Annotated in this window: 22 protein-coding genes; 10 read left to right on the forward strand and 12 right to left on the reverse strand. The window is 65.7% G+C overall.

What is annotated here, in order from left to right; genetic code table 11:
• Positions 1 to 22 precede the first annotated feature (22 nt).
• The 4 genes from LN047_RS03405 to fusA all read left to right on the forward strand — a co-directional run bounded on the left by LN047_RS03405 (position 23) and on the right by fusA (position 4,712).
• Positions 23 to 1,438 (forward strand): PLP-dependent aminotransferase family protein, encoded by a 1,416-nt coding sequence (locus tag LN047_RS03405; protein ID WP_373982103.1) that lies wholly within the window; start codon positions 23 to 25, stop codon positions 1,436 to 1,438.
• 37 nt (positions 1,439 to 1,475) lie between these two features.
• Positions 1,476 to 1,820 (forward strand): TIGR01244 family sulfur transferase, encoded by a 345-nt coding sequence (locus LN047_RS03410; protein WP_056327893.1) that lies wholly within the window; start codon positions 1,476 to 1,478, stop codon positions 1,818 to 1,820.
• Between the two features lie 98 nt (positions 1,821 to 1,918).
• Positions 1,919 to 2,383, forward strand: a complete 465-nt coding sequence (locus tag LN047_RS03415) for a universal stress protein (RefSeq protein ID WP_056327894.1) — start codon at positions 1,919 to 1,921, stop codon at positions 2,381 to 2,383.
• A gap of 217 nt (positions 2,384 to 2,600) precedes the next feature.
• Positions 2,601 to 4,712 (forward strand): elongation factor G, encoded by a 2,112-nt coding sequence (gene fusA / locus LN047_RS03420; RefSeq protein WP_056327895.1) that lies wholly within the window; start codon positions 2,601 to 2,603, stop codon positions 4,710 to 4,712.
• A 16-nt stretch (positions 4,713 to 4,728) separates the two neighbouring features.
• Here the strand turns inward: fusA and LN047_RS03425 are convergent, their stop codons facing one another.
• On the reverse strand, positions 4,729 to 5,622 hold the full coding sequence (locus LN047_RS03425) for a DMT family transporter (RefSeq protein ID WP_373981164.1): 894 nt from the start codon (positions 5,620 to 5,622) through the stop codon (positions 4,729 to 4,731).
• A gap of 299 nt (positions 5,623 to 5,921) precedes the next feature.
• On the opposite strand from LN047_RS03425, the gene LN047_RS03430 reads away from it, so the two are divergent.
• Positions 5,922 to 6,392: an Lrp/AsnC family transcriptional regulator gene (locus LN047_RS03430; protein ID WP_056327897.1), complete on the forward strand. Its 471-nt coding sequence runs from the start codon at positions 5,922 to 5,924 to the stop codon at positions 6,390 to 6,392.
• Between the two features lie 9 nt (positions 6,393 to 6,401).
• Here LN047_RS03430 and LN047_RS03435 read toward each other — a convergent pair whose 3' ends face one another.
• A complete protein-coding gene (locus LN047_RS03435) occupies positions 6,402 to 7,211 on the reverse strand; it encodes an alpha/beta fold hydrolase (RefSeq protein WP_142051233.1) in 810 nt (269 codons plus the stop codon).
• 140 nt (positions 7,212 to 7,351) lie between these two features.
• Here LN047_RS03435 and LN047_RS03440 point away from each other — a divergent pair, with 140 nt between their 5' ends.
• Positions 7,352 to 7,849 (forward strand): YbaK/EbsC family protein, encoded by a 498-nt coding sequence (locus LN047_RS03440; RefSeq protein ID WP_373981165.1) that lies wholly within the window; start codon positions 7,352 to 7,354, stop codon positions 7,847 to 7,849.
• A 25-nt stretch (positions 7,850 to 7,874) separates the two neighbouring features.
• On the opposite strand, the gene LN047_RS03445 is transcribed toward LN047_RS03440, so the two are convergent.
• The 10 genes from LN047_RS03445 to LN047_RS03490 form a co-directional block, all read right to left on the reverse strand.
• A complete protein-coding gene (locus tag LN047_RS03445; RefSeq protein ID WP_175211644.1) occupies positions 7,875 to 8,687 on the reverse strand; it encodes an ABC transporter ATP-binding protein in 813 nt (270 codons plus the stop codon).
• Positions 8,684 to 9,727: a FecCD family ABC transporter permease gene (locus LN047_RS03450; RefSeq protein WP_373981166.1), complete on the reverse strand. Its 1,044-nt coding sequence runs from the start codon at positions 9,725 to 9,727 to the stop codon at positions 8,684 to 8,686. The genes LN047_RS03445 and LN047_RS03450 overlap by 4 nt, the downstream gene beginning before the upstream one ends.
• The gene (gene ybgF / locus LN047_RS03455) at positions 9,727 to 10,419 is read right to left on the reverse strand and encodes a tol-pal system protein YbgF (protein WP_280003833.1); all 693 of its coding nucleotides are present in this window, start codon (positions 10,417 to 10,419) and stop codon (positions 9,727 to 9,729) included. Before ybgF ends, LN047_RS03450 begins: the two co-directional genes overlap by 1 nt.
• Before the next feature lie 85 nt (positions 10,420 to 10,504).
• Complete coding sequence (pal, locus tag LN047_RS03460; protein WP_056564223.1) at positions 10,505 to 11,005, reverse strand: peptidoglycan-associated lipoprotein Pal; 501 nt, start codon at positions 11,003 to 11,005, stop codon at positions 10,505 to 10,507.
• Between the two features lie 31 nt (positions 11,006 to 11,036).
• Complete coding sequence (tolB, locus tag LN047_RS03465; RefSeq protein ID WP_056327904.1) at positions 11,037 to 12,359, reverse strand: Tol-Pal system beta propeller repeat protein TolB; 1,323 nt, start codon at positions 12,357 to 12,359, stop codon at positions 11,037 to 11,039.
• A gap of 16 nt (positions 12,360 to 12,375) precedes the next feature.
• Positions 12,376 to 13,548: a cell envelope integrity protein TolA gene (gene tolA, locus LN047_RS03470; RefSeq protein ID WP_108005790.1), complete on the reverse strand. Its 1,173-nt coding sequence runs from the start codon at positions 13,546 to 13,548 to the stop codon at positions 12,376 to 12,378.
• A gap of 39 nt (positions 13,549 to 13,587) precedes the next feature.
• On the reverse strand, positions 13,588 to 14,049 hold the full coding sequence (gene tolR, locus LN047_RS03475; RefSeq protein ID WP_056327906.1) for a protein TolR: 462 nt from the start codon (positions 14,047 to 14,049) through the stop codon (positions 13,588 to 13,590).
• A complete protein-coding gene (tolQ, locus tag LN047_RS03480; protein ID WP_056327907.1) occupies positions 14,049 to 14,729 on the reverse strand; it encodes a protein TolQ in 681 nt (226 codons plus the stop codon). Before tolQ ends, tolR begins: the two co-directional genes overlap by 1 nt.
• Positions 14,730 to 14,731: 2 nt before the next feature.
• Positions 14,732 to 15,154 (reverse strand): tol-pal system-associated acyl-CoA thioesterase, encoded by a 423-nt coding sequence (gene ybgC, locus LN047_RS03485; RefSeq protein WP_373981167.1) that lies wholly within the window; start codon positions 15,152 to 15,154, stop codon positions 14,732 to 14,734.
• A 58-nt stretch (positions 15,155 to 15,212) separates the two neighbouring features.
• A complete protein-coding gene (locus LN047_RS03490) occupies positions 15,213 to 16,943 on the reverse strand; it encodes a proline--tRNA ligase (RefSeq protein WP_373981168.1) in 1,731 nt (576 codons plus the stop codon).
• Positions 16,944 to 17,008: 65 nt separating this feature from the next.
• On the opposite strand from LN047_RS03490, the gene LN047_RS03495 reads away from it, so the two are divergent.
• The 4 genes from LN047_RS03495 to LN047_RS03510 all read left to right on the forward strand — a co-directional run bounded on the left by LN047_RS03495 (position 17,009) and on the right by LN047_RS03510 (position 20,469).
• Positions 17,009 to 17,581, forward strand: a complete 573-nt coding sequence (locus tag LN047_RS03495) for an RNA pyrophosphohydrolase (RefSeq protein ID WP_056327909.1) — start codon at positions 17,009 to 17,011, stop codon at positions 17,579 to 17,581.
• Entirely contained in the window at positions 17,562 to 18,248 is a 687-nt protein-coding gene (locus LN047_RS03500) for a response regulator (RefSeq protein ID WP_056327910.1), read from the forward strand. The genes LN047_RS03495 and LN047_RS03500 overlap by 20 nt, the downstream gene beginning before the upstream one ends.
• Complete coding sequence (locus LN047_RS03505; RefSeq protein ID WP_226848077.1) at positions 18,249 to 19,781, forward strand: sensor histidine kinase; 1,533 nt, start codon at positions 18,249 to 18,251, stop codon at positions 19,779 to 19,781.
• Between the two features lie 259 nt (positions 19,782 to 20,040).
• Positions 20,041 to 20,469: a tripartite tricarboxylate transporter TctB family protein gene (locus tag LN047_RS03510; protein WP_056327938.1), complete on the forward strand. Its 429-nt coding sequence runs from the start codon at positions 20,041 to 20,043 to the stop codon at positions 20,467 to 20,469.
• The last annotated feature ends 4 nt before the right edge of the window (positions 20,470 to 20,473 follow it).

The raw sequence follows: 20,473 nt of genomic DNA on the forward strand, positions 1-20,473 counted from the left end.
TCCTTCCATGCCCTGGCAGCCCGTGCGCCAGGCCGATGCCACCCTGGTGGCGCAACTGGCCGATGGCCTGGCCCGCCGCATCGACGAGCAAGGCTTGCGGCCCGGCACGCGCCTGCCGTCCATCCGCAAGATGGCCGAACAGTCGGGCGTCAGCCGCTTCACCGTGGTCGAGGCCTACGACCGCCTCGTGGCCCGCGGGCTGGTGCAATCGCGCCGGGGCGCGGGGTTTTTCGTGAAGGCGCGCAGCGGCCCGCTGACGGCGGTGGCCGCCGCCGCACCCAACACGCTCGCGCCGCCCGCGCGGGTGGATATCGCCTGGCTGTTGCGCAGCATGTTCCGGGAATCCAACGCGCCGGGCATGCCGGGCGGGGCGGGCCTCCTGCCGGCCGACTGGCTGGATCCCGACATGGTGGCTGGCGCCGTGCGCGCGGTGGGCCGTTCAGTGCGCGCCAACCTCGTCAGCTACGGCAGCCCCCAGGGTTTTGCGCCCCTGCGCCAGCAGATCGCCGCGGTGCTGCAGAACGAGGGCGTGCCGGCCCATCCCGAGCTCAACCTGCTCACGACCAACGGCGTCACCCACGGGCTGGATCTCATCGCGCGCCATCTGGTCAAGCCGGGCGATACCGTCCTGGTCGAGGACCCGGCCTGGTTCGTGATCTTCGGCCGCCTTGCCGCCTTTGGCGCCCGCCTGATCGGCGTGCCGCGCGGCCCCGACGGCCCGGACCTCGACCTGCTTGAGCAACTGGCCGCGCAGCACAAGCCCAAGCTTTTCATCATCAACGGATCGGTTCACAACCCCACCGGCCACACGCTGTCCGCCGGCGCCGCCTATGGCATCCTGCGCATCGCCGAACGCCACGATTTCATGGTCGTCGAAGACGACACCTACGGCGAGCTGCATCCCGGCGGCGCCATCAAGCTCGCGGCCCTGGATCGGCTGAACCGCGTCATCTTCGTGGGGGGATACTCCAAGATGCTGGCGGCCAGCCTGCGCGTGGGCTATGTGGCGGCCAATGCCGAACTGCTGCAGAAGCTGGCCGACCTGAAGATGCTGGCGGGTCTGACTTCACCCGAACTGGGCGAGCGCGTCGTGCACCGCGTCCTCATGGAAGGGCAGTACCGGCGCCATATCGAACGCGTGCGACAGCGGGTCGACGACGCGCGCCAGCGCTGCATGAAGGGCTTGCTGAAACTGGGCCTGACCATCCCGCACGAGGCGCACGCTGGCATGTTCGTCTGGGCCGATTGCGGCCGGGATTCCGAGGTGCTGGCGCGCGAGGCCGCAGACCGCGGCATGCTGCTCGCGCCGGGGACGCTGTTCTCGCCGACGCAGGCGCCGTCGACCATGCTGCGCTTTTCGGTTTCGATTGCCGACCACCGGGGCATCTGGGCCGAACTGGAAAAACTGTTCGCGCAAAACGGGTCCTACAATCAATAATTCCGAGCCAGATCGCCCAGTCACCGAAGGAACCGTCATGTCCGCACCCATCAAGCCCCTTACCCAGAACTTTGCCGTCGCCCCGCAACTGGGCCCCGACGACATGGCCGACGTGGCCGCCGCCGGGTACAAGAGCGTCATCATCAACCGCCCCGATTTTGAAGGCGGTCCGGACCAGCCCACCGCCGCCGACGTGTCGCGCGCCGCGCAGCAAGCCGGCCTGCAGATCGAATATCAGCCCGTCGTGGGCAGCGCCATGACGGCCGCCGACGTCGCCCGCTTTGCGGAACTGCTGCGCACCCTGCCGGGCCCGGTCCTGGCATACTGCCGCACCGGCACCCGCTGCACCAACCTGTTCGCGGCTGCCCAGCAGTTGGGATAAACCCCGCCTTGACCCTCGTCAAGGCCGCCGGTTCGGCTGATGTCGGCCCGGCGGCTTTCCGGTAGCATAAAGATTCCTCCAACACAGGAGCAGGCAAGATGTTCAAGAAGATCCTGATTCCCACCGACGGTTCCCCGCTCTCGGCGCAAGCCGCCAACGCCGGTATCTGCTTCGCGCGCGAAGTCGGCGCCGAAGTCGTCGCCCTCTACGTGACGCAGCCCTTCGCGGCCACCATCGGTTTTGACGGCATGGCCGCGGCCTACGCCATCACCGACGAAGACTACGAAAAGGCCTCCGCCGAGCAAGCCGACAAGTACCTCAAGCAGATCAGCGACCGTGCCGATACCGCTGGCGTCAAGGTCGAAGCGCGCGCCGTGTCCAACTTCAACGTGGCTGACGGCATCGTTCAGGCCGCCACCGACGCCGGCTGCGATCTGATCTTCATCGGCAGCCACGGCCGCAGCGGCCTGTCGCGCCTGCTGCTGGGCAGCGTTACCGCCAAGGTGCTCTCGCTGGCCACCACTGCCGTGCTGGTCTATCGCGTCAAGGAAGACAAGAAGTAATTGCGCGCCAACTTGGTGCGCATAGCGCGCCACCGCATGCGCCAAGGCCCCTCTGTCAGAGGGGCTTTTTCATGCCTGGCGCATACGCTTATACGTTGGTATGGCGGGGCCAAACTCATGGACCCGCCAAACTCGTGTCAGCGGGCCGATTCAGGCTTGTATCTTGCCGCACGGCGCGTAATATTTACGCATCTTCATCCAACCGTAGGAAGAGGCCATGACCCGCAAGACGCGCATCGAGCTTTATCGCAATATCGGCATCAGCGCCCATATTGACGCAGGCAAAACGACGACCACCGAGCGCATCCTCTTCTACACCGGCATCACCCACAAGATCGGCGAGGTCCATGACGGCGCGGCGGTGATGGACTGGATGGAGCAGGAGCAGGAACGCGGCATCACCATCACGTCGGCCGCCACCACCGCCTTCTGGAAGGGCATGGCGGGCAACTATCCCGAGCACCGCATCAACATCATCGACACGCCGGGCCACGTCGACTTCACCATCGAGGTCGAACGCTCCATGCGCGTGCTGGACGGCGCCGTCATGGTCTATGACGCCGTGGGCGGCGTGCAGCCGCAGTCCGAGACCGTCTGGCGCCAGGCCAACAAATACAAGGTGCCGCGGCTGGCCTTCGTCAACAAGATGGATCGCGTCGGCGCAGACTTCCTGCGCGTGCAGCGCCAGATCGCCGAGCGCCTGAAGGGCGATGCCGTGCCCATCCAGTTGCCGGTGGGCGCCGAAGACCACTTCGAGGGCGTGATCGATTTGGTCAAGATGAAGGCCATCATCTGGGACGACGCCAGCCAGGGCGTGAAGTTCCAGTACGTGGACATCCCCGCGGCGATGCAGGACCAGGCGCAGGAATGGCACGAGAAGATGGTCGAAAAGGCCGCCGAAGCCAACGAAACCCTGCTCGAAAAATACCTGTCCGGCGAACCGCTGACCGAAGCGGAAATCAAGGAAGGCCTGCGCGCCCGCACGATCGCCAACGAGATCGTGCCGATGCTGTGCGGCAGCGCCTTCAAGAACAAGGGCGTGCAGGCGATGCTGGATGCGGTCATCGACTACATGCCCTCGCCGGTGGATGTGCCCGCCATCAAGGGCCATGACCAGCGCGACCATGAAATCGAGCGTCATCCGACCGACAACGAGCCGTTCTCCGCGCTTGCCTTCAAGATCATGACCGATCCCTTCGTCGGGCAGCTCGTGTTCTTCCGCGTGTATTCGGGCGTGGTGAAGTCGGGCGACTCGGTCTACAACCCCATCAAGGAAAAGAAAGAGCGCCTGGGCCGCATCCTGCAGATGCACGCCAACGAACGGCGCGAGATCACCGAAGTCTATGCGGGCGACATCGCCGCGGCGGTCGGCATCAAGGACGTCACCACCGGCGACACGCTGACCGATCCGTCGCACATCATCATCCTCGAACGCATGGTGTTCCCCGAACCCGTCATTTCGCAGGCCGTGGAACCCAAGACCAAGGCCGACCAGGAAAAGATGGGCATCGCGCTGGGCCGCCTGGCGCAGGAAGATCCGTCGTTCCGCGTGCGCACCGACGAGGAATCCGGGCAGACCATCATTTCCGGCATGGGCGAGCTGCACCTGGAAATCCTGGTCGATCGCATGAAGCGCGAATTCAACGTGGAAGCCACGGTGGGCAAGCCGCAGGTGGCGTACCGCGAAACCATCCGCAAGACCTGCAACGAGGTCGAAGGCAAGTTCGTCAAGCAGTCGGGGGGCCGCGGCCAGTACGGCCACGTCGTGCTCAAGCTCGAGCCGCAAGAGGCGGGCAAGGGCTACGAGTTCGTCGACGCGATCAAGGGCGGCGTGGTGCCGCGCGAGTTCATCCCGGCGGTCGACAAGGGCATTCGCGAGGCCCTTAACGCCGGCGTGCTGGCCGGGTATCCGGTTGTGGACGTGAAGGTGACGCTGTTCTTCGGGTCGTACCACGACGTCGACTCGAACGAAAACGCGTTCAAGATGGCCGGCTCGATGGCGTTCAAGGAAGGCATGCGGCGCGCCGATCCCGTGCTGCTGGAACCCATGATGCAGGTCGAGGTCGAGACGCCCGAAGACTTCACCGGCAACGTCATGGGCGATCTGTCGTCGCGGCGCGGCATGGTGCAGGGCATGGAAGACATCGCGGGCGGCGGCGGCAAGGTCGTGCGCGCCGAGGTGCCCCTGGCCGAGATGTTTGGCTACTCCACGTCGCTGCGCTCGCTGACACAGGGCCGCGCGACGTACACGATGGAGTTCAAGCACTACGCCGAAGCGCCCCGCCAGGTGGCGCAGGAAGTCATGGCGGCCCAAGGCGCGGGCCGCTGACCGTCATGCCGTGACCTCAGGCGGCGGCTGCGGCCGCCTGAGGGCGCAGCCGCGACGAGGCCAGCTTCACGCCCAGCAGGATCATGGCAAAGCCGTAGGCATGAAAGAGCTGCGGCGCCTCGCCCAGCAGTGGCCAGGCCAGCAGCGCTGCGTAGACCGGCACCAGGAACATCGACAGGCCCGCGGTTGCGGGCCCGGCCACGCTGATGAGCCGGCCATAGACGTAATAGGCGCCCAGGCTCGGCACCACCGCCAGGAACAGCAGCACCGCCGCCAGGCGCGGATCCGTCCACGCAGGCGCCATGCCGGCTGCCGCTTCAATGCCGGCAAAGGGCGTCAACGCCAGCGCGCCGCCCAGCATCATCGTCGCGAGCCGCGCGCTGTCGGGCACCACGGGCAGGGTCAGGCGCTTTTGCAGCACCGTGTAAAACGCCCAGCCGGTGGCGGCCAGCAACACCCACAAGTCTCCTTGTCCGAACGCCAGCCGCGCCAGCGCGTGGGCGTCGCCGCGCGTCAGCACCACCAGCACGCCGGCCAACGCCAGCGCCAGGCCGGCCGCGCGGGGCGCTGACAGCGGCTTGCGCCAGATCACCGCTTCCAGCAGCGTCACCAGCAGCGGGCTGCACGAAAAGATCAGCGCAATGTTGGTGGCGCTGGTGGTCTGTGCACCGATGTACTGCGGCGCCACCGCCACGCCCATGCCCAGCACGGCCAGCGGCAACAGCGCCGGCAGGCCGCGCCACAAGGCCTGGCGATGGGCGCGCAAGGCGGGGGCGGCAAACGGCAACAGGATCAGCAGCGCAATCAGCCAGCGGCCGAAGGCGAGAAAGACGGGGGGAAGGTTGGCGTCGTGCGCCCAGCGGGCCGCAACCATGTTTGAGGCGAAGAGCGCGGGGGCGACGAAAAGCATGACGGCGCCGGATAGGCCGAGACCGGATTTCGCGGGTGCTGCTGCGTGGGGCATGATTTCCAGCCGCGCGGATCGGCGCGCGGGCTTGCTGCGTGAAAACTGCCGGCGCACCTGCCGGGTTGTGCCGCAGCGTGAGCGCCGAATCGGGACGCGCGGGATAGGTGCGCGCCTTGAGGAAAGTCTACGGCGTCATGCGCAAAATAGGTTTCTTGATTCACGCCGGTTTGCGACGCTTTGAAGAATCTAATTTCTGTAAAATCCGCTGCGATAGGGATTCTTCCTTCAATAGTCCGTCAACCATGCCCACATTGCCCAAACTCGATGACACCGACCGCAAGATCCTGCGCGCCCTGCGCGCGGATGGCCGGCTGACGAACCTGAAGCTGGCCGAAACGGTCGGCCTGTCGCCCACGCCCTGCTGGAACCGCGTCAAGGCGCTCGAAGAGGCGGGGGTAATCGAAGGTTATGCGGCCTTGCTGAACCAGAAGGCGCTGGGGCTGCCGGACACGGTAATGATCGAAGTCACGCTTGAGCACCACGACGACGACACGCTGGCGCGCTTTGGCGAGGAAATCAGCCGCCTGCCCGAAGTGGTCGAGGCGTTTCTGGTCACGGGCGAATACGACTACCTGATCAAGGTTGCCGTGGCGGGCACGGAAGGCTACGAGGAATTCCTGCGCAAGCGCCTGTACAAGCTGCGCGGCGTGCGGCACAGCCGTTCCACGTTTGTGCTGCGGCGCCTGAAGCACACGCCGTCGGTCGAGCCCTGACCGCGCGGATCAACCGCCGATGAATTCCTGGATGGCGCCATTGAAGGCGCGGGGGTTGCCCAGGTTCATGCCGTGCGAAGAGCCCACGATGTCGATGCGGCGGGATTGCGGCAGCCATTGCGCCAGCGCATCGAGCACCGCGGGATAGGGCGCCGGGCTCAGTGCGCCGCCGATCAGCAGCACCGGCATCGTCACGCCGCCGATCTGCTCGGGCGTCAGGGTATCCGGCCGTTCGTCCACCTGACCGAAGAGCGTGCCCACGTTGTCCCGCACCATCTCCTTGAACCACGGCACCATGCGCTGCCAGGTGTTGGGGCCGGTCACCGTGTCCACGAACAGCGCCAACCCTTCCTCGATGTCGCCTTGCCGGATCAGCGTCAGGGCGCGTTGGCGAAAGCCCCCACGTTCGTCGACGCACCCGGGCAACTGCAGGCCAGGATCCGCCAGCGTAAGACTGCGCAGCGATTGCGGCTGACGCAGGGCGGCTTCCAGGGCGACACGCCCGCCGCGAGAGTGGCCCACCAGATGGGCCGGGCCGCCTGCCACCGTGTCGATGAATTCCAGCACGTCGCTGGCGTGCTGCTCGACCGAAAAGCCGCCGCCCTCGCCGTCCCAGGTCTCGGGCCAATAGCGGCGCAGGCACACGGCCAGCACCCGGAACGAACGCCCCAGCGGCGCCATCTGCGACTTCCAGTAGCGGCTGTCGGACAGGGAGCCGTGTACCAGCACCAGCGGCGTGCCGCTGCCGTACTCGGTGTAGGACATGGCATAACCGCCGATGGGCGCGGTCTGCAAAGGCAAAACGGGTTCGGAACGCATGGGGATCGGGACGTGTAGCCAGGTCCGCATTCTAGCCCGGCATCGGCGCACGGCCGCCGGGCCGGACGCTGATACACTCGTCTGCGCCCCGCCGGCGCCGTCCGCGCGCGGGCCAGTTTTCTTGAACGGAGTTTTCAACGATGTCGCCAGAATCCATCGCCGCCTTGCCGGAATCCGCTCAGCGCGTTGCGCGTCTGCTCGTGGAATTGGGGCATGACAAACCCGTGGTGGTGCTGCCCCAGACGGGCAAGACCTCGGCCGAGGCGGCCGCGGGGCTGGGCTGCGAAGTCGCCCAGATCGCCAAGTCCATCATCTTCCGCCGCGCCACCGACAACGCGCCGGTGCTCGTCATCGCCAGCGGCGCCAACCGTGTGGACGAAGCCAAGGTCGCGGCGCAGGTCGGCGAACTGGCCAAGGCCGATGCGCGCTTCGTGCGCGACATGACAGGTTATGCCATCGGCGGCGTCTGCCCCATCGGCCACGCCGTCAAGCCGGTCATGCTGCTGGACGCGGACCTCTTCAAGTACGAAAGCCTGTGGGCCGCCGCCGGCCATCCGCATACCGTGTTCAACCTGACGCCGGCCCAGCTGGCGGACATGACGGGCGCGCCCGTCGCGGACGTGGCGCAGCGCGCCTGAGCTTGCCCGTGCCGGGCTGCGCGGTTCAGCCCGGGTGCGCCTGCAACCCGTCGATCAGCACCTGCCGGCGGCCTTTCGAGCACGCCTCCACGCGCGCCTGCACGCCATAGACGGCAGCCAGCGCGTCGGGCGTGATGACGTCGGCCGGGCTGCCTGCGGCGTGCAGCCGCCCTTCATGGATCATCACGGCCTGGTCCGCATGCTGAAGCGCCACGTTCAGGTCGTGCAGCACGATGAGGCTGATCAGGCCATGCTCGCGCGTTTCCTGCTGCAGCAGGCGCATGACGTGGAATTGGTAGTTCAGATCCAGGGCCGATAGCGGCTCGTCCAGCAGCAGCACGCGCGGGTGGCGGATCAGCGCCTGCGCCAGCCCCACCAATTGCTTTTGTCCGCCAGACAGCGCGTCCAGATAGTGAAGGGCCAGATGCGCGATGCCCAACCGCGCCAGCAGCTGGTCGATGGCTTGGAGGTCCACGGGGCGCGCCGCCGCGCCGCTGGCGCGGGCCGCGACCAGCACGGACTCGAATACGCGCAGGTGTACGGCTGCGGGCAGGCTTTGAGGCAGGTACACGACGTGGCGGGCACGCTCGGCGTGGTCAAGGCGCGTAAGATCCAGCCCGTCGAGCGCCGCGCCGCCCGCGCGGGGCCGCACCAAGCCGGCCAGCGCCTTGAGCAACGTGGACTTGCCGCTGCCGTTCGGGCCCAGCAACGCCGTCACTTCGCCCGCGGCAAGCGCGGGGATCGTCAGGTCGTGCAGCACGTCTTCGCGCCCGTAACCGGCCGAAAGCGCCTGGACCGCCAGGCCGGCGGGGTGTGGAGCGGGAGCGGGCCTTGTCATGGCAATTGCCTGCGCAGCACGACGGAAACGAAAAAGGGAATGCCCACCAGCGCGGTCACGATGCCCACGGGCACCACCACGCCCGGCATGAGATTCTTGGATGCGATCGACGCCAGCGACAGAATCACCGCGCCCACCAGGGCGCTGCCCGGCAGATAGAAGCGGTGGTCTTCGCCGAAGAGCCGGCGCGCGATGTGCGGCGCCACGAGTCCGATGAACCCGATCGTCCCGACAAAGGCGACCGCCAGCGCGGACAGCAGGCTCACGCGCGCCAACGCCGCAACGCGCACGCGGCGCACATCCACGCCAAAGCTGGCGGCGCGGTCCTCGCCCAGCCGCAGCGCGGTCAGCTTCCAGGATTGCCGCATGGCCAGCGGCAAGGCCACCGCGAACGCCAGCGCCAGCACGCCCACGGTCGTCCAGCTGGAACGCGCCAGGCTGCCCATCGTCCAGAACACCAGGTTCTGCAAGGCTTCGGCGCTGGCGGTGAATTGCACTAGCGACACCAGCGCATTGAAGGTGAACACCATCGCGATGCCGAACAGCACGACGCCCGATGTATTCATGCCGCCCCAGCGGCCCACGGCATCCAGCAGCAGCGCCGCCAGCAGGGCAAATAGAAAGGCGTTGGCGGCAATCAGCCAGCCGGCGGGAACGCCCGGCAGACCGAACTGGAGCACGATCGCCAGCGAGGCGCCAAAGGCCGCCGCCGACGACACGCCCAGGGTGAACGGGCTGGCGAGAGGATTGTTCAGGATGGTCTGCATCTCGGCGCCCGCCAGGCCGAGCGCCATGCCCACCAGCGCGGCCATCAGGGCCGACGGCAGGCGGATGTCCCAGACGATCACGCGATAGGTCGGATCAGCATCGGCGGGCGCGGCAAGCGTCTGCCAGAGCGCGCGCCAGGGCAGGCCGGACGGGCCCACGGTGAAGTCGATCAGCAGCGCAAACAGAATCGCCGCCAGCAGCAGGGCAATCAGCCCCGCCCGGCGGCGAAGAATCTGGCGGTAAGCGCCTGCCGCGCTGGCGGCGTGCGGCATTACTGCAGCAATTGCAGCCGGCTCTTGGCCGTGGTGGCGGCCGGCGTGGTGGGGTAGTCGCGCACGATGCGTTGCAAGGTGGCCTTGGCGCCCGCGCGGTTGTTCAGTTCGATCTGGCTGCCCGCGATGATCAGCAGGGCATCCGGCGCGCGGGCGTTGTCCGGCGACTTTTGCACCATGGCGTTCAACTGCTCGATGGTGCCCTTGAAGTCCTTGAGCGCATAGCGGCTGCTGCCCTGATAGAACTGGGCGCTGGGCGCGAGCTGGCTGTTGGGGTAGAGCGCGGTGAAGGCGGCCAGCGATTCGGCGGCTTCCTTGTATTGGCCCTTGCGGAACAGGTCCATCGCGCCGTCATAGGCGGTCTGTTCCTGGGGATCGCCGGCAGAGGCGCCCGGGGGATTTGCGCTACCTGGCGCGCCGCCGCCGGGCTTGGCGCTCGGTTGCTGGCGCGACACCAGCTCGAGCTGATCGCGCAGCTGGGCAATTTCCTGCTGCAGGGATTGAATCTGGTCGGCCAATTGCAGCTTGGCGCGCTGGCTTTGCTCGTTCTGCTGCTGCACCTGCTGGCGCAAATCCAGGATGGCCTTGCGGGCTTCATCGTCGGAAAAAGCGTGAGCGGGGGCCGTGAGGGCGGCTAGCGCCAGGCCAGTGGCCACAATCAGGGGACGCAGGGACAGAACTTGATCGCGCATGAATATTCCCGGGGATAAAAACAAACGTCGGGACGGCCGGCTGGCCGTCCCGACGCGAGGTAGGGCTCCAGACTAAGCGAAAAGCTTAACGCAGATAATTGATATCGGCGCGGCGGTTTTCGGCAAAGTCGGCTTCAGTCGTACCCGTCGAGCGCGGCTTTTCCTTGCCGAAGCTGATGGTTTCGATCTGGTTGTCGCTGACGCCCAGCAGGGTCATCATGCGACGCACGGCGTCGGCACGACGCTGGCCGAGGGCCAGGTTGTACTCAGCACCGCCGCGTTCGTCGGTGTTGCCTTCGATCTTGATCTTTTGCTGTTGGTGCGAGGCCAGGTACTTGGCATGGGTTTCGACCAGGCCACGGTATTGGTCCGACACGGTGTAGCTGTCGAAATCAAAGTACACCGAGCGCTGTTGCGCCAGGATGCTTTGGGGGTTGAAAGGATCAAGGATTTGGCCAGAGGCCGAAGATCCTTGGCCAGCGCCTCCACCCTGACCCGCTTTATCGTCGAGAGGGACGGAGCTGCAAGCTGCCAGGGCGGCAGCCAGAGCGGCGATGGTTAGGCTTTTGGCAATGCGCGACTTCATGATAGTTCCTTTGCAAAGAGAGTCACACGTGTTATCGGGTAAATGGGCCCCAAGTCGGTTCACGTATTTCCCCGTTCAGTACCGAAAGCGTCTGTCGTACGCGTCCATCGCTCGAGACACCTGCAAGCACGCTACGGCCATTCTGGATGGCTGCGTAGAGCACTTGCATGCCGTTTGGCGCAAAGCTGGGCGACTGATCGTCACGACCATCAGTCAGCAAGGCTTCGGCGCCAGTGGACAGGTTCAAGGATGCGATTCGAAACGCGCCGTCTCGTCTTGCAACGTACAGCAGCGTCGATCCGTCGGGGGAAATTCGGGGTGATATGTTGTAACCACCATTAAACGTGAGACGGCGGGCTTCGCCGCCTGTCGAGCCGGTCTGATAGATTTGCGGCCCGCCGCTGCGGTCACTCGTAAAGATAATGGAAGCACCGTCAGGCGTAAAGCTCGGCTCGGTGTCAATCCCGGGAGAACGCGTAACTCGGGTCGGATTCGAGCCATCGGCCGCATTAACGACGTAAATTTGCGACAAACCGTCACGCGTCAGAGCGACCGCGAGCTTGCTGCCGTCAGGCGACCAACCGGGGGCGCTGTTGTTGCCCTTGAAGTTGGCGACCGGTGCACGCGCGCTGGTGGCCAGGGTGTGCACATAGACGACGGGCTTGCCGGACTCGAAGCTCACGTAAGCAAGCTTGCTGCCATCGGGCGACCAGGACGGCGAAATGATCGGCTCGCGCGAGCGCAGAGCGACCTGGGGATTCTGGCCGTCGGCGTCAGCCACCTGCAGTTCGTAGGTGGAACCCTTCTTCAGCACGTACGCGATACGCGTCGAGAACACGCCGCGAACGCCGGTGATCTTTTCGTAGATGCGATCGGCGATCTGGTGGGCCACGCGGCGCAGTTCCTGCTCGGTGCCCGAGAAGGCCACGCCGTCCAGCTGCGACTTCTTGACCGTGTCGGCCAGGCGGTAGCGCACGTCGTAGCGGCCATCGGCGCCCCGCGTGATGCTGCCGTAGGCGATGAAGTCCGCACCCTTGCCGCGCCAGTCGTCGTGGGCGATCGGGGAATCCACGTTCAGGCCGGAGCCCGCGGCGTTGATCAGGCGGAACTGGCCGGTGCGGGTCAGGTCGGCGCGAATGACTTCGGCCAGTGCTCGGCCGTGGGTGTCATCGACCGCGAAGTCGGCGATGGCCACGGGGTATTGCGTGGCGCCGGTGCCGGAGATGTCGACACGCAGCTGCGCGTGGGCGGGCTTCATGGCCATCAGGCAGGCAAGCGCCACCATCAGCAATCCGATTCCATACGCTCTCCAGAGCGCGAGAGTGGGTACTCGTCGACTATAAGCGGGAGTCATGTTCGTCAATCTCCTGTCAGTCATACATTCTGTAGACAACGTCAATAATGGGTTCGTAGCGGCCCGTCGAGGGCTTCGGGAACGGGTTGCAACGGCGGATGCCGGTTTCGACCGCACGGTCGAAGCCCGGGTTGCCAGAAGAACTGGTCAACGTGACGCCATTCACCTTCCCGTCAGAACCTAACTGTACCCGGTATTGCGCGGTCGGATTTCCCGAGCCGCTGCGGGGCGGAGGCGGATACGCCACCCCGGGCTGCACGCAGGCCCGGACCTTGGCGCCATAGCCGCTGTCGCGTCCGCCGCCCGCCTGGTTGCGGTCGGCGGTGCCGCCCGGAATGCCGGCGGCGCCCAGGGCGTCGTTGCGGAACGCGTCCTTCAACGCCTTGTCGGCGGCGGCCTTCTTGGCAGCGGCGGCCTTCTCGGCGGCAGCCTTTTCCGCAGCCGCCTTCTCGGCCGCAGCCTTCTCGGCAGCGGCTTTCTCGGCGGCAGCCTTTTCAGCTGCTGCCTTCTTGGCGGCTTCTTCCTTGGCCTTCTTCTCGGCGGCGGCCTTTTCGGCGGCGGCCTTCTCGGCAGCCGCCTTTTCAGCAGCAGCCTTTTCGGCGGCAGCCTTCTCCGCCGCGGCCTTCTGGGCGGCAGCCTTCTCGGCGGCGGCCTTTTCAGCGGCGGCCTTCTCGGCGGCCTGGCGTTCCTGCTCCAGGCGCTTCTTTTCCTTCAGCTCCGCCTGCTTACGCTCTTCTTCCAGGCGCGCCTTTTCCTTGGCGGCCTCGGCGGCTTCGCGGGCCTTCTCTTCCTGCTCGCGCTTTTTCTTCGCCTCCTGGATGGCGATCTCGGGATCGACTTCCTCGGTCTTGGCCTGGACTTGCGGTTGGGGCTCTGGCGGCGGCGGAGGAGGCGGGGGCGGAGGCGGCGGCTCCGGCGTCTTTTCAGGCTCCGGCTCGGGCTGCGGCTTGGGTTGGGGTTTGGGCGGTTCGGGCTGCGGCGTGGGCGGCGGCGAGACGGGCGAATTGCCGTCTGCCCAGAGTTCCACCTGGACGGGGCCAGGGTTCTCGGTATGCCAGTTCACGCCAAAGATCAGGGCAACCAGCAGCAGCAGGTGCACCGCCACAGCCAGAATCAGCGAATTCCGGTTGTCGTTGTTGGGCGGGGTGGCCGGCGGGCCGCTGCGGTGTCGAATTATGGGTGGCGTCATGTGCGGTGCATGCCGGCCGGGCCGGCGGATGGCGGCGCGTTAGCGTTTCTTGGCGGGTGCGGGCTGTTGGGCGCCTGCGGCGGACTGGTCCACCAGCAGACCCAGGCGGGTAATGCCGTTGGTGCGCAGCTCGTCCATGACCTTCACAACCGTCTCGTAGGGCACCTTGCCGTCGGCGGCGATGACCACCGGCGTTTCCGCGGTAATGCGCGAACGCACTTGCGCCACCAGTTCGGTGCGCGCGATGTCCTGCATGGTGGCGCCGGCTTCGCGCATGCGCAGCGCGATCTTGCCGTCTTCCGAAATCTGGACTTCCAGCGGCTTGACGGGCACGTCGGAGGCGGCGCCCACCGACGGCAGTTGGATCAGCCCGGGCGTAATGAGGGGCGCGGTCACCATGAAGATGACCAGCAGCACCAGCATCACGTCGATGTACGGCACCACGTTGATGTCGGCCTTCATGCGGCGGCCGGACCTGCCGCGCGAGCTTACCGAGGGCATTAGCGCACCTGCCGTTGCAGAATGTTCAGGAATTCATCGACGAAGCTGTCAAAGCGGATCGAGATGCGGTCGATGTCATTCGTGAAACGGTTGTAGGCAACCACGGCAGGAATGGCGGCGAACAGGCCGATGGCGGTGGCGATCAGCGCCTCGGCAATGCCGGGAGCCACCGAGGCCAGCGTGGCCTGCTGCATGTTCGACAGGCCGATGAAGGCGTGCATGATGCCCCAGACCGTGCCCAGGAGACCGATGTACGGGGACACCGAACCGGCGGAGGCCAGGAAGTTCAGGTGCGATTCCAGCGCGTCCATTTCGCGCTGGTAGGCAGCGCGCATGGCGCGGCGCGGGCCGTCCAGCACTGCCGTGGCGTCGCCGCTGGCATTGCCGCGGCGGGCCTTCAGGAATTCGGTCATGCCGGCATCGAAGATGCGGGCGAGGGCGCCTTGCTCGTCGCGGCGCGAGGCCACGGCCTGCTGCAGCATCGACAGGTCGCCGCCCGACCAGAAGTCGTCTTCGAAGCGGCGCGTCTGGTCATGGGCCCGCTTGATGGCCATGCGCTTGGCGAAGATGTAGGTCCAGGACATGATCGAGATGCCCAACAGCATCAGCATGATCAGCTGGACCGGCACGCTGGCGTGCGAAATCAGCGAAAGCAACGACATGTCGTTGGTGACTTGCATGGTTATTCCTGAATGAATTCCAGTTTTGCGCGAATGTCGGCCGGCAATTTTGCCGGCCGCATGTGAACGGCATCGACGCAACAGACTTGGATGTTGCCTTCGGCAAGCAGTTCCCCGTTGCGCTCCGCGCGCTGCGCGAAGTGTATCGAAGCGCGGCCCAGTTTGGTGACTCGGCTGCGTATGGTAAGCAAATCGTCCAGTCTGGCCGGTTTGCGGTAGGACATGTCCAGGGCGCGGACAACGAACAGCCGTTGCTCGCTGGCAGCCAACCCGGATTGGTTGACGCCCAGATCGCGCAGCCATTCGGTGCGGGCCCGCTCCAGGAATTTCAAGTAGTTAGCGTAGAAAACCACCCCGCCGGCATCCGTGTCTTCGTAGTAGACGCGGACTTGCAGGGTGGATTCGGCGGACTTCTGATCGGTCACGATACTCAGGAAATGATGGTGCGGGTCGGGACGCGGTAAGTCCGTAGCAGCTACAGGGTTAAAGCGTGTCGAGCTTCGTCAGCACCGCTTCCAGCGCGGACTCTACCGGAATCTTGGCCGCTTCGGTTTCCCGACGGGCCTGCAATTCCACCACACCGTCGTTCAGGCCGCGTTCTCCAACTGTTACACGCAGCGGCGCACCGATCAGTTCCCACTCGGCAAACATGACGCCGGGGCGGGCATCGCGGTCGTCCAGCATGACGTCCACGCCGCGCGCGAGCAAGGATTCATAGAGCTTTTGCGCGGTGTCACGCACCGTTTCACTTTTGCCCCAGCCCACGGGGCAGATGACCACTTCGAAGGGGGCGAGCGCGCGGGGCCAGATGATGCCGCGGGCGTCATGGTTCTGCTCGATGGCGGCGCCCACGATGCGGGTCACGCCGATGCCGTAGCAGCCCATTTCCAGGACGGCCGGCTTGCCGGTTTCGTCCAGGAAGGTGGCCTTCAGGGCTTCGGAGTACTTCTTGCCCAGATAGAAGACATGGCCCACTTCGATGCCGCGCTGGATCGACAGCGTGCCCTTGCCATCCGGCGAGGGGTCGCCCGCCACGACGTTGCGCAGGTCGGCCACCAGTTTCGGCTCGGGCAGATCGCGGCCCCAGTTCACGCCCTGGATGTGGAAGTCTTCGCGGTTGGCGCCGCAGACGAAATCGGCCATGTTGGCGACGGTGCGGTCGGCAATCACGTGGACCGGCTTGGCCGTCTTGACCGGGCCCAGGTAGCCGGGCTTGCAGCCGAAGTACTCGACGATTTCGGCTTCGGTGGCGAACCGGAAGCCTGCCAGGCCCGGCAGCTTGCCCGCCTTGATCTCGTTCAGTTCGTGGTCGCCGCGCAGGAGCAGCAGCCAGATGTCGACCTTGCCTTTTTCGCCATCGGTGGCCAGAACGATCGACTTGATCGTGCGCTCTAGGGGAATGCCCAGCAGCTTGGCCACGTCCTCGCACTTGGCCGCGCCGGGCGTGGCGACGTCCGCCATCGCCTGGGCGGCGGCGGCACGGGTGGCATACAGGCTGGGCGCTTCCGCCAGTTCGATGTTGGCCGCGTAGTCCGATTCCGCGTTGTAGACCAGCAGGTCTTCGCCTGTGTCTGCGATCACCTGGAATTCATGGCTGCGCGTGCCGCCGATGGAGCCCGTGTCGGCCGCCACCGCGCGGAACTCCAGGCCCAGGCGGCCAAAGATGCGCATGTAGGCGGCAAACATGGTGTCGTAGCTGCGCTGGGCGCCGGCTTCGTCGCGGTCGAAGGAGTAGGCGTCCTTCATCGTGAATTCGCGGCCGCGCATCAGGCCGAAGCGCGGACGGCGCTCGTCCCGGAACTTGGTCTGAATGTGATAGAAGTTCAGCGGCAGCTGGCGGTAGCTGTGGATTTCATTGCGGGCGATGTCCGTGATGACTTCCTCGGACGTCGGCTGCAGCACGAAATCGCGCTGGTGGCGGTCCTTGATGCGCAGCAGTTCCGCGCCGTATTGCTCCCAGCGGCCGGATTCCTGCCAGAGCTCGGCCGGCTGCACCACGGGCATCAGCAACTCGATGGCGCCCGCCGCGTTCATTTCTTCGCGGATGATCGCCTCGACCTTGCGGATGACCTTCAGGCCCAGCGGCATGTAGGTGTAGATGCCGCCCGCGAGCTTGCGGATCATCCCGGCGCGGGTCATCAGCTGGTGGCTGGCAACTTCCGCTTCGGAAGGGGCTTCTTTGAGGGTGTTGATGTGGTAGTTGGATGCGCGCATGTTTAAAGGTGGCAGCAGATACGTATAATCGACCGTAATTGTATTGAATTCGGTGGGGGTGGCCCATGCTTGACCGCGAAGGCTACCGCCCCAATGTCGGCATCATTCTCGTCAACACTAGAAACGAGGTCTTTTGGGGCAAGCGTATCAGGGAACATGCATGGCAGTTCCCTCAGGGCGGCATCAAGTATGGCGAAAGCCCGGTGCAGGCCATGTATCGCGAACTCCATGAAGAGGTGGGCCTGAAGCCCGAGCATGTCCGTATTTTGGGGCGTACACGCGATTGGTTACGTTATAACGTGCCCGATCACTTTGTCCGGCGTGAGTGGCGCGGCCACTATAAAGGACAAAAACAGATTTGGTTCTTGTTGCGCCTGGTGGGACGTGACAGTGATGTGTGCTTGCGCGCGACGCAGCATCCGGAATTCGACGCCTGGCGCTGGAGCCAGTACTGGGTTCCGCTGGATGCCGTCATCGAGTTCAAGCGAGACGTCTATACCCAGGCGTTGAACGAGTTGTCGGCTATCCTCTTTCGGCGCCATCACGAAACCCGCTACCTGCGCCAGCGTGTGCATGGTCAGCGGGCAGCAGAGAATTTGCCCGAAGGAACGGACGGTCATGCGCATATTGTTGGTTGAAGACGAACGGGACATGGCGTCCTGGCTGATGCGCGCGCTCGCCCAAAGCGGGTTCGTACCCGATCACGCGGCGGATGCGCGCACGGCCGAAGCCTTCATGGCGGGCACGGAATACGATGCCATCGTCATGGACTTGCGCCTGCCCGACAAGCATGGGCTCGTCGTCCTGCGCGAAATGCGCAACCGCGACGACCGCACCCCCGTCCTCCTGCTGACCGCGCAAGGCGCGCTGCAGGATCGCGTCCGCGGCCTGAATCTGGGCGCGGACGACTTCCTGACCAAGCCCTTCGCACTGGAAGAACTGGAAGCCCGCCTGACGGCGCTCGTGCGCCGCAGCCGTGGCCGCCAGCACCCGCGCCTGCAGTGCGGTTCGCTGTCCTACGACAGCGAAAGCCGTGCCTTCACGCTGGACGGATCGCTGCTGTTCCTGACCCCGCGTGAACACGCCGCCCTGGCGGCGCTCCTGACGCGCAGCGGCTACCCGGTGGACAAGTCGCAGTTGTTCGGCAAGGTCTTCACCCACGACAGCGAAGCCAATCCGGACGCCATCGAAGTCGTGCTGCACCGTCTGCGCAAGAAGCTGGCCGGCAGCGACGTGCGCATCGTGACCGTGCGCGGGCTGGGCTACATGCTGGAAAGCGTGGCCAGCGAGTCCGCGGAACCCTAAGTGAGCCTGCGGATTCCCGGTTTGCCGCGCGTCGGCATCCGCGCGCTTCTCATCATCCTGCTCTTGCCCGGCGTGGTGGTGCTGCTGGTCATCGACAGCCTGAACGACTACCGCACCCTTTCCGAAATCACCAACGAGGCCTACGACAGCGCCTTGGTGGAGCCGGCGCGGGTGCTTGAAAGCAGCCTTGAATTCACGCCCGACGGCAACCTGCAGGTGGCCACGCCGCTGTATGCGCAGGTCATGCTCGAATCCCGGGCGGGTCTGCGCAAGTATTTCCGCATCGAGGAAATCGATCCTCCATTGCCCGACGGGTCGCCCGTGCCCCAGACGCAGGGCAAGACGCTGCTCGGCATGCCTGAAATGCCGCGTCCGCCGTCCTGGCCCCGCTCGAACGGCCAACCCATCTTCTACGACGGCGTGTATCGCAACGACCCCGTGCGGGTCGTGTCCGTCGTGCGCGATCTCTATTACCAGGGCCAGCACCGCCAGGTGCTGGTGGTCGTGGCCGAAAGCACTGGCAAGCGCATCGAGGCCGAGAACAGCGCGCGGCGCCAGGAGATCCTGCGCGATTCGCGGATGCTGGCCTTGGTCGTGCTGCTGGTGTGGTGGGGCGTGTCCTGGGCATTGAAGCCGCTGCGACGGCTGCAGTCCGACATCCGCAGCCGCCGCCCCGACGATCTGACGCCGCTGGACGCCTCGCGCGTGCCCAGTGAGGTCGCTCCACTGGTGGAGGCCGTCAATCACCACATCGCCCGTTACCGGCGGGTGCTGGACGAGCAATCCAGCTTCCTTGCCGACGCCTCGCACCAGTTGCGCACGCCGCTTGCCATCATGCTGACGCAGGCCCAATACACGCTGCGCGAGCGCGACCCGGCACGCGTGCGCGAAGGGCTGCGCGCCATCGTCGACCAGTTGGGCCGCACGCGCCGGCTGACCGAGCAATTGCTGTCGCTGGCGCACGCCAACCAGGCCGGCCAGACCCCGCGCCAGTTGCTCGACATGAACGCCGTGTCGCGCGAAGTCGTGTTGCAGTACCTGCCGCTCGCGCACGAAAAACAGCAGGACCTGGGTTGGGTGCAGGCCGATGCCGAAGACGGCCAGGACACGCCGGTGCCGGTGTCGGGCAACGAAGCCGAACTGCACGAAGCGCTGTCCAACCTTGTGCACAACGCCATCCATTACGCCCCGGCGGGCGCGCGCATCACGGTATCCGTGTGCCGCGCCGACAACCGCGTCGAGGTTGCCGTGTCCGACAACGGCCCCGGCCTGGATCCGGTCATGCGCACGCGCGCCTTCACGCGATTCGAGCGCGTGGGCACCGACAAGCCGATGACTTCCTCCGGTTCCGGCTTGGGATTGGGCATTGCGCGCGCCTACGCACGCCGCAACGAGGGCGATATCGAACTGCGCGACGGCGAGCCCAACGACCAGGGCGGCGTTGGCCTTGCGTCGGTGCTGTGGCTGCCGCTGGCGCCCACCGTATCGCAGTATCCGAGACCCGCAGAGGTCCAGCTCAAGGGCGATCAATAGCGCCCGTTTCTTCACTGTCCGCTACTTTCTTGCGCCTGGCGCGCCTGCCGATCAGGGATAACCCCCGGATTCAGGAAGGCGACAGCGCATAGAAAGCGGATTAGCAGCTTCCTTCCGTAATCTGCGATCCGGCCTGTCGTCAGGGGCCGGGCGCTGTCCGCTTCGAGCAGCGCATGAAAGGCCGGCGCTGCCGGCACAAGGAAGGAGGACGGAAGTGAAAAAGACAATCAACAGAAAGGACTATTACGGCGGTGCGCTGATGGTCCTGATCGGTCTGGCTGCGATCTACGGCGGCACGGACTATCACATCGGCTCGCTCAGCCACATGGGTCCGGGATTCTTTCCCGCGGCGCTGGGCGGCCTGCTGGCGCTCACCGGCCTGCTGATCGCGATGTCGGCGCGCTCGGCCGAACCTTCGGCTCCCGCGCCCGCTGAAGGCCATCCCACCGGCATGCCGGACATCCGCGGCAGTGTCTGCATCCTGCTCGGCATCCTGGCCTTCCTGCTGCTCGGCCATTACGGCGGCCTGTTGCCCGCCACATTCGCCATCGTCTTCATCTCCGCGCTGGGCGACCGCACCAACACGATCAAGCAGGCCGTCCTGCTGTCGATCGCCATGTCCGCGATCGCGGTCGTCGTTTTCTGGTGGGCGCTGCAACTGCAGCTTCCGCTGTTCCGTTGGGGTTGAAGCG

This window comes from Achromobacter sp. JD417, assembly GCF_041879325.1.
Lineage (GTDB): Bacteria > Pseudomonadota > Gammaproteobacteria > Burkholderiales > Burkholderiaceae_B > Achromobacter > Achromobacter mucicolens.

Coding starts and splice junctions, on each gene's coding strand:
- LN047_RS03410 (WP_056327893.1), top strand. CDS start 1,476: ATGTCCGCACCCATCAAGCCCCTTACCCAGAACTTTGCCGTCGCCCCG.
- LN047_RS03415 (WP_056327894.1), top strand. CDS start 1,919: ATGTTCAAGAAGATCCTGATTCCCACCGACGGTTCCCCGCTCTCGGCG.
- fusA (WP_056327895.1), top strand. CDS start 2,601: ATGACCCGCAAGACGCGCATCGAGCTTTATCGCAATATCGGCATCAGC.
- LN047_RS03425 (WP_373981164.1), bottom strand. CDS start 5,622: ATGCTTTTCGTCGCCCCCGCGCTCTTCGCCTCAAACATGGTTGCGGCC.
- LN047_RS03430 (WP_056327897.1), top strand. CDS start 5,922: ATGCCCACATTGCCCAAACTCGATGACACCGACCGCAAGATCCTGCGC.
- LN047_RS03435 (WP_142051233.1), bottom strand. CDS start 7,211: ATGCGTTCCGAACCCGTTTTGCCTTTGCAGACCGCGCCCATCGGCGGT.
- LN047_RS03440 (WP_373981165.1), top strand. CDS start 7,352: ATGTCGCCAGAATCCATCGCCGCCTTGCCGGAATCCGCTCAGCGCGTT.
- LN047_RS03445 (WP_175211644.1), bottom strand. CDS start 8,687: ATGACAAGGCCCGCTCCCGCTCCACACCCCGCCGGCCTGGCGGTCCAG.
- LN047_RS03450 (WP_373981166.1), bottom strand. CDS start 9,727: ATGCCGCACGCCGCCAGCGCGGCAGGCGCTTACCGCCAGATTCTTCGC.
- ybgF (WP_280003833.1), bottom strand. CDS start 10,419: ATGCGCGATCAAGTTCTGTCCCTGCGTCCCCTGATTGTGGCCACTGGC.
- pal (WP_056564223.1), bottom strand. CDS start 11,005: ATGAAGTCGCGCATTGCCAAAAGCCTAACCATCGCCGCTCTGGCTGCC.
- tolB (WP_056327904.1), bottom strand. CDS start 12,359: ATGACTCCCGCTTATAGTCGACGAGTACCCACTCTCGCGCTCTGGAGA.
- tolA (WP_108005790.1), bottom strand. CDS start 13,548: ATGACGCCACCCATAATTCGACACCGCAGCGGCCCGCCGGCCACCCCG.
- tolR (WP_056327906.1), bottom strand. CDS start 14,049: ATGCCCTCGGTAAGCTCGCGCGGCAGGTCCGGCCGCCGCATGAAGGCC.
- tolQ (WP_056327907.1), bottom strand. CDS start 14,729: ATGCAAGTCACCAACGACATGTCGTTGCTTTCGCTGATTTCGCACGCC.
- LN047_RS03490 (WP_373981168.1), bottom strand. CDS start 16,943: ATGCGCGCATCCAACTACCACATCAACACCCTCAAAGAAGCCCCTTCC.
- LN047_RS03495 (WP_056327909.1), top strand. CDS start 17,009: ATGCTTGACCGCGAAGGCTACCGCCCCAATGTCGGCATCATTCTCGTC.
- LN047_RS03500 (WP_056327910.1), top strand. CDS start 17,562: ATGCGCATATTGTTGGTTGAAGACGAACGGGACATGGCGTCCTGGCTG.
- LN047_RS03510 (WP_056327938.1), top strand. CDS start 20,041: ATGGTCCTGATCGGTCTGGCTGCGATCTACGGCGGCACGGACTATCAC.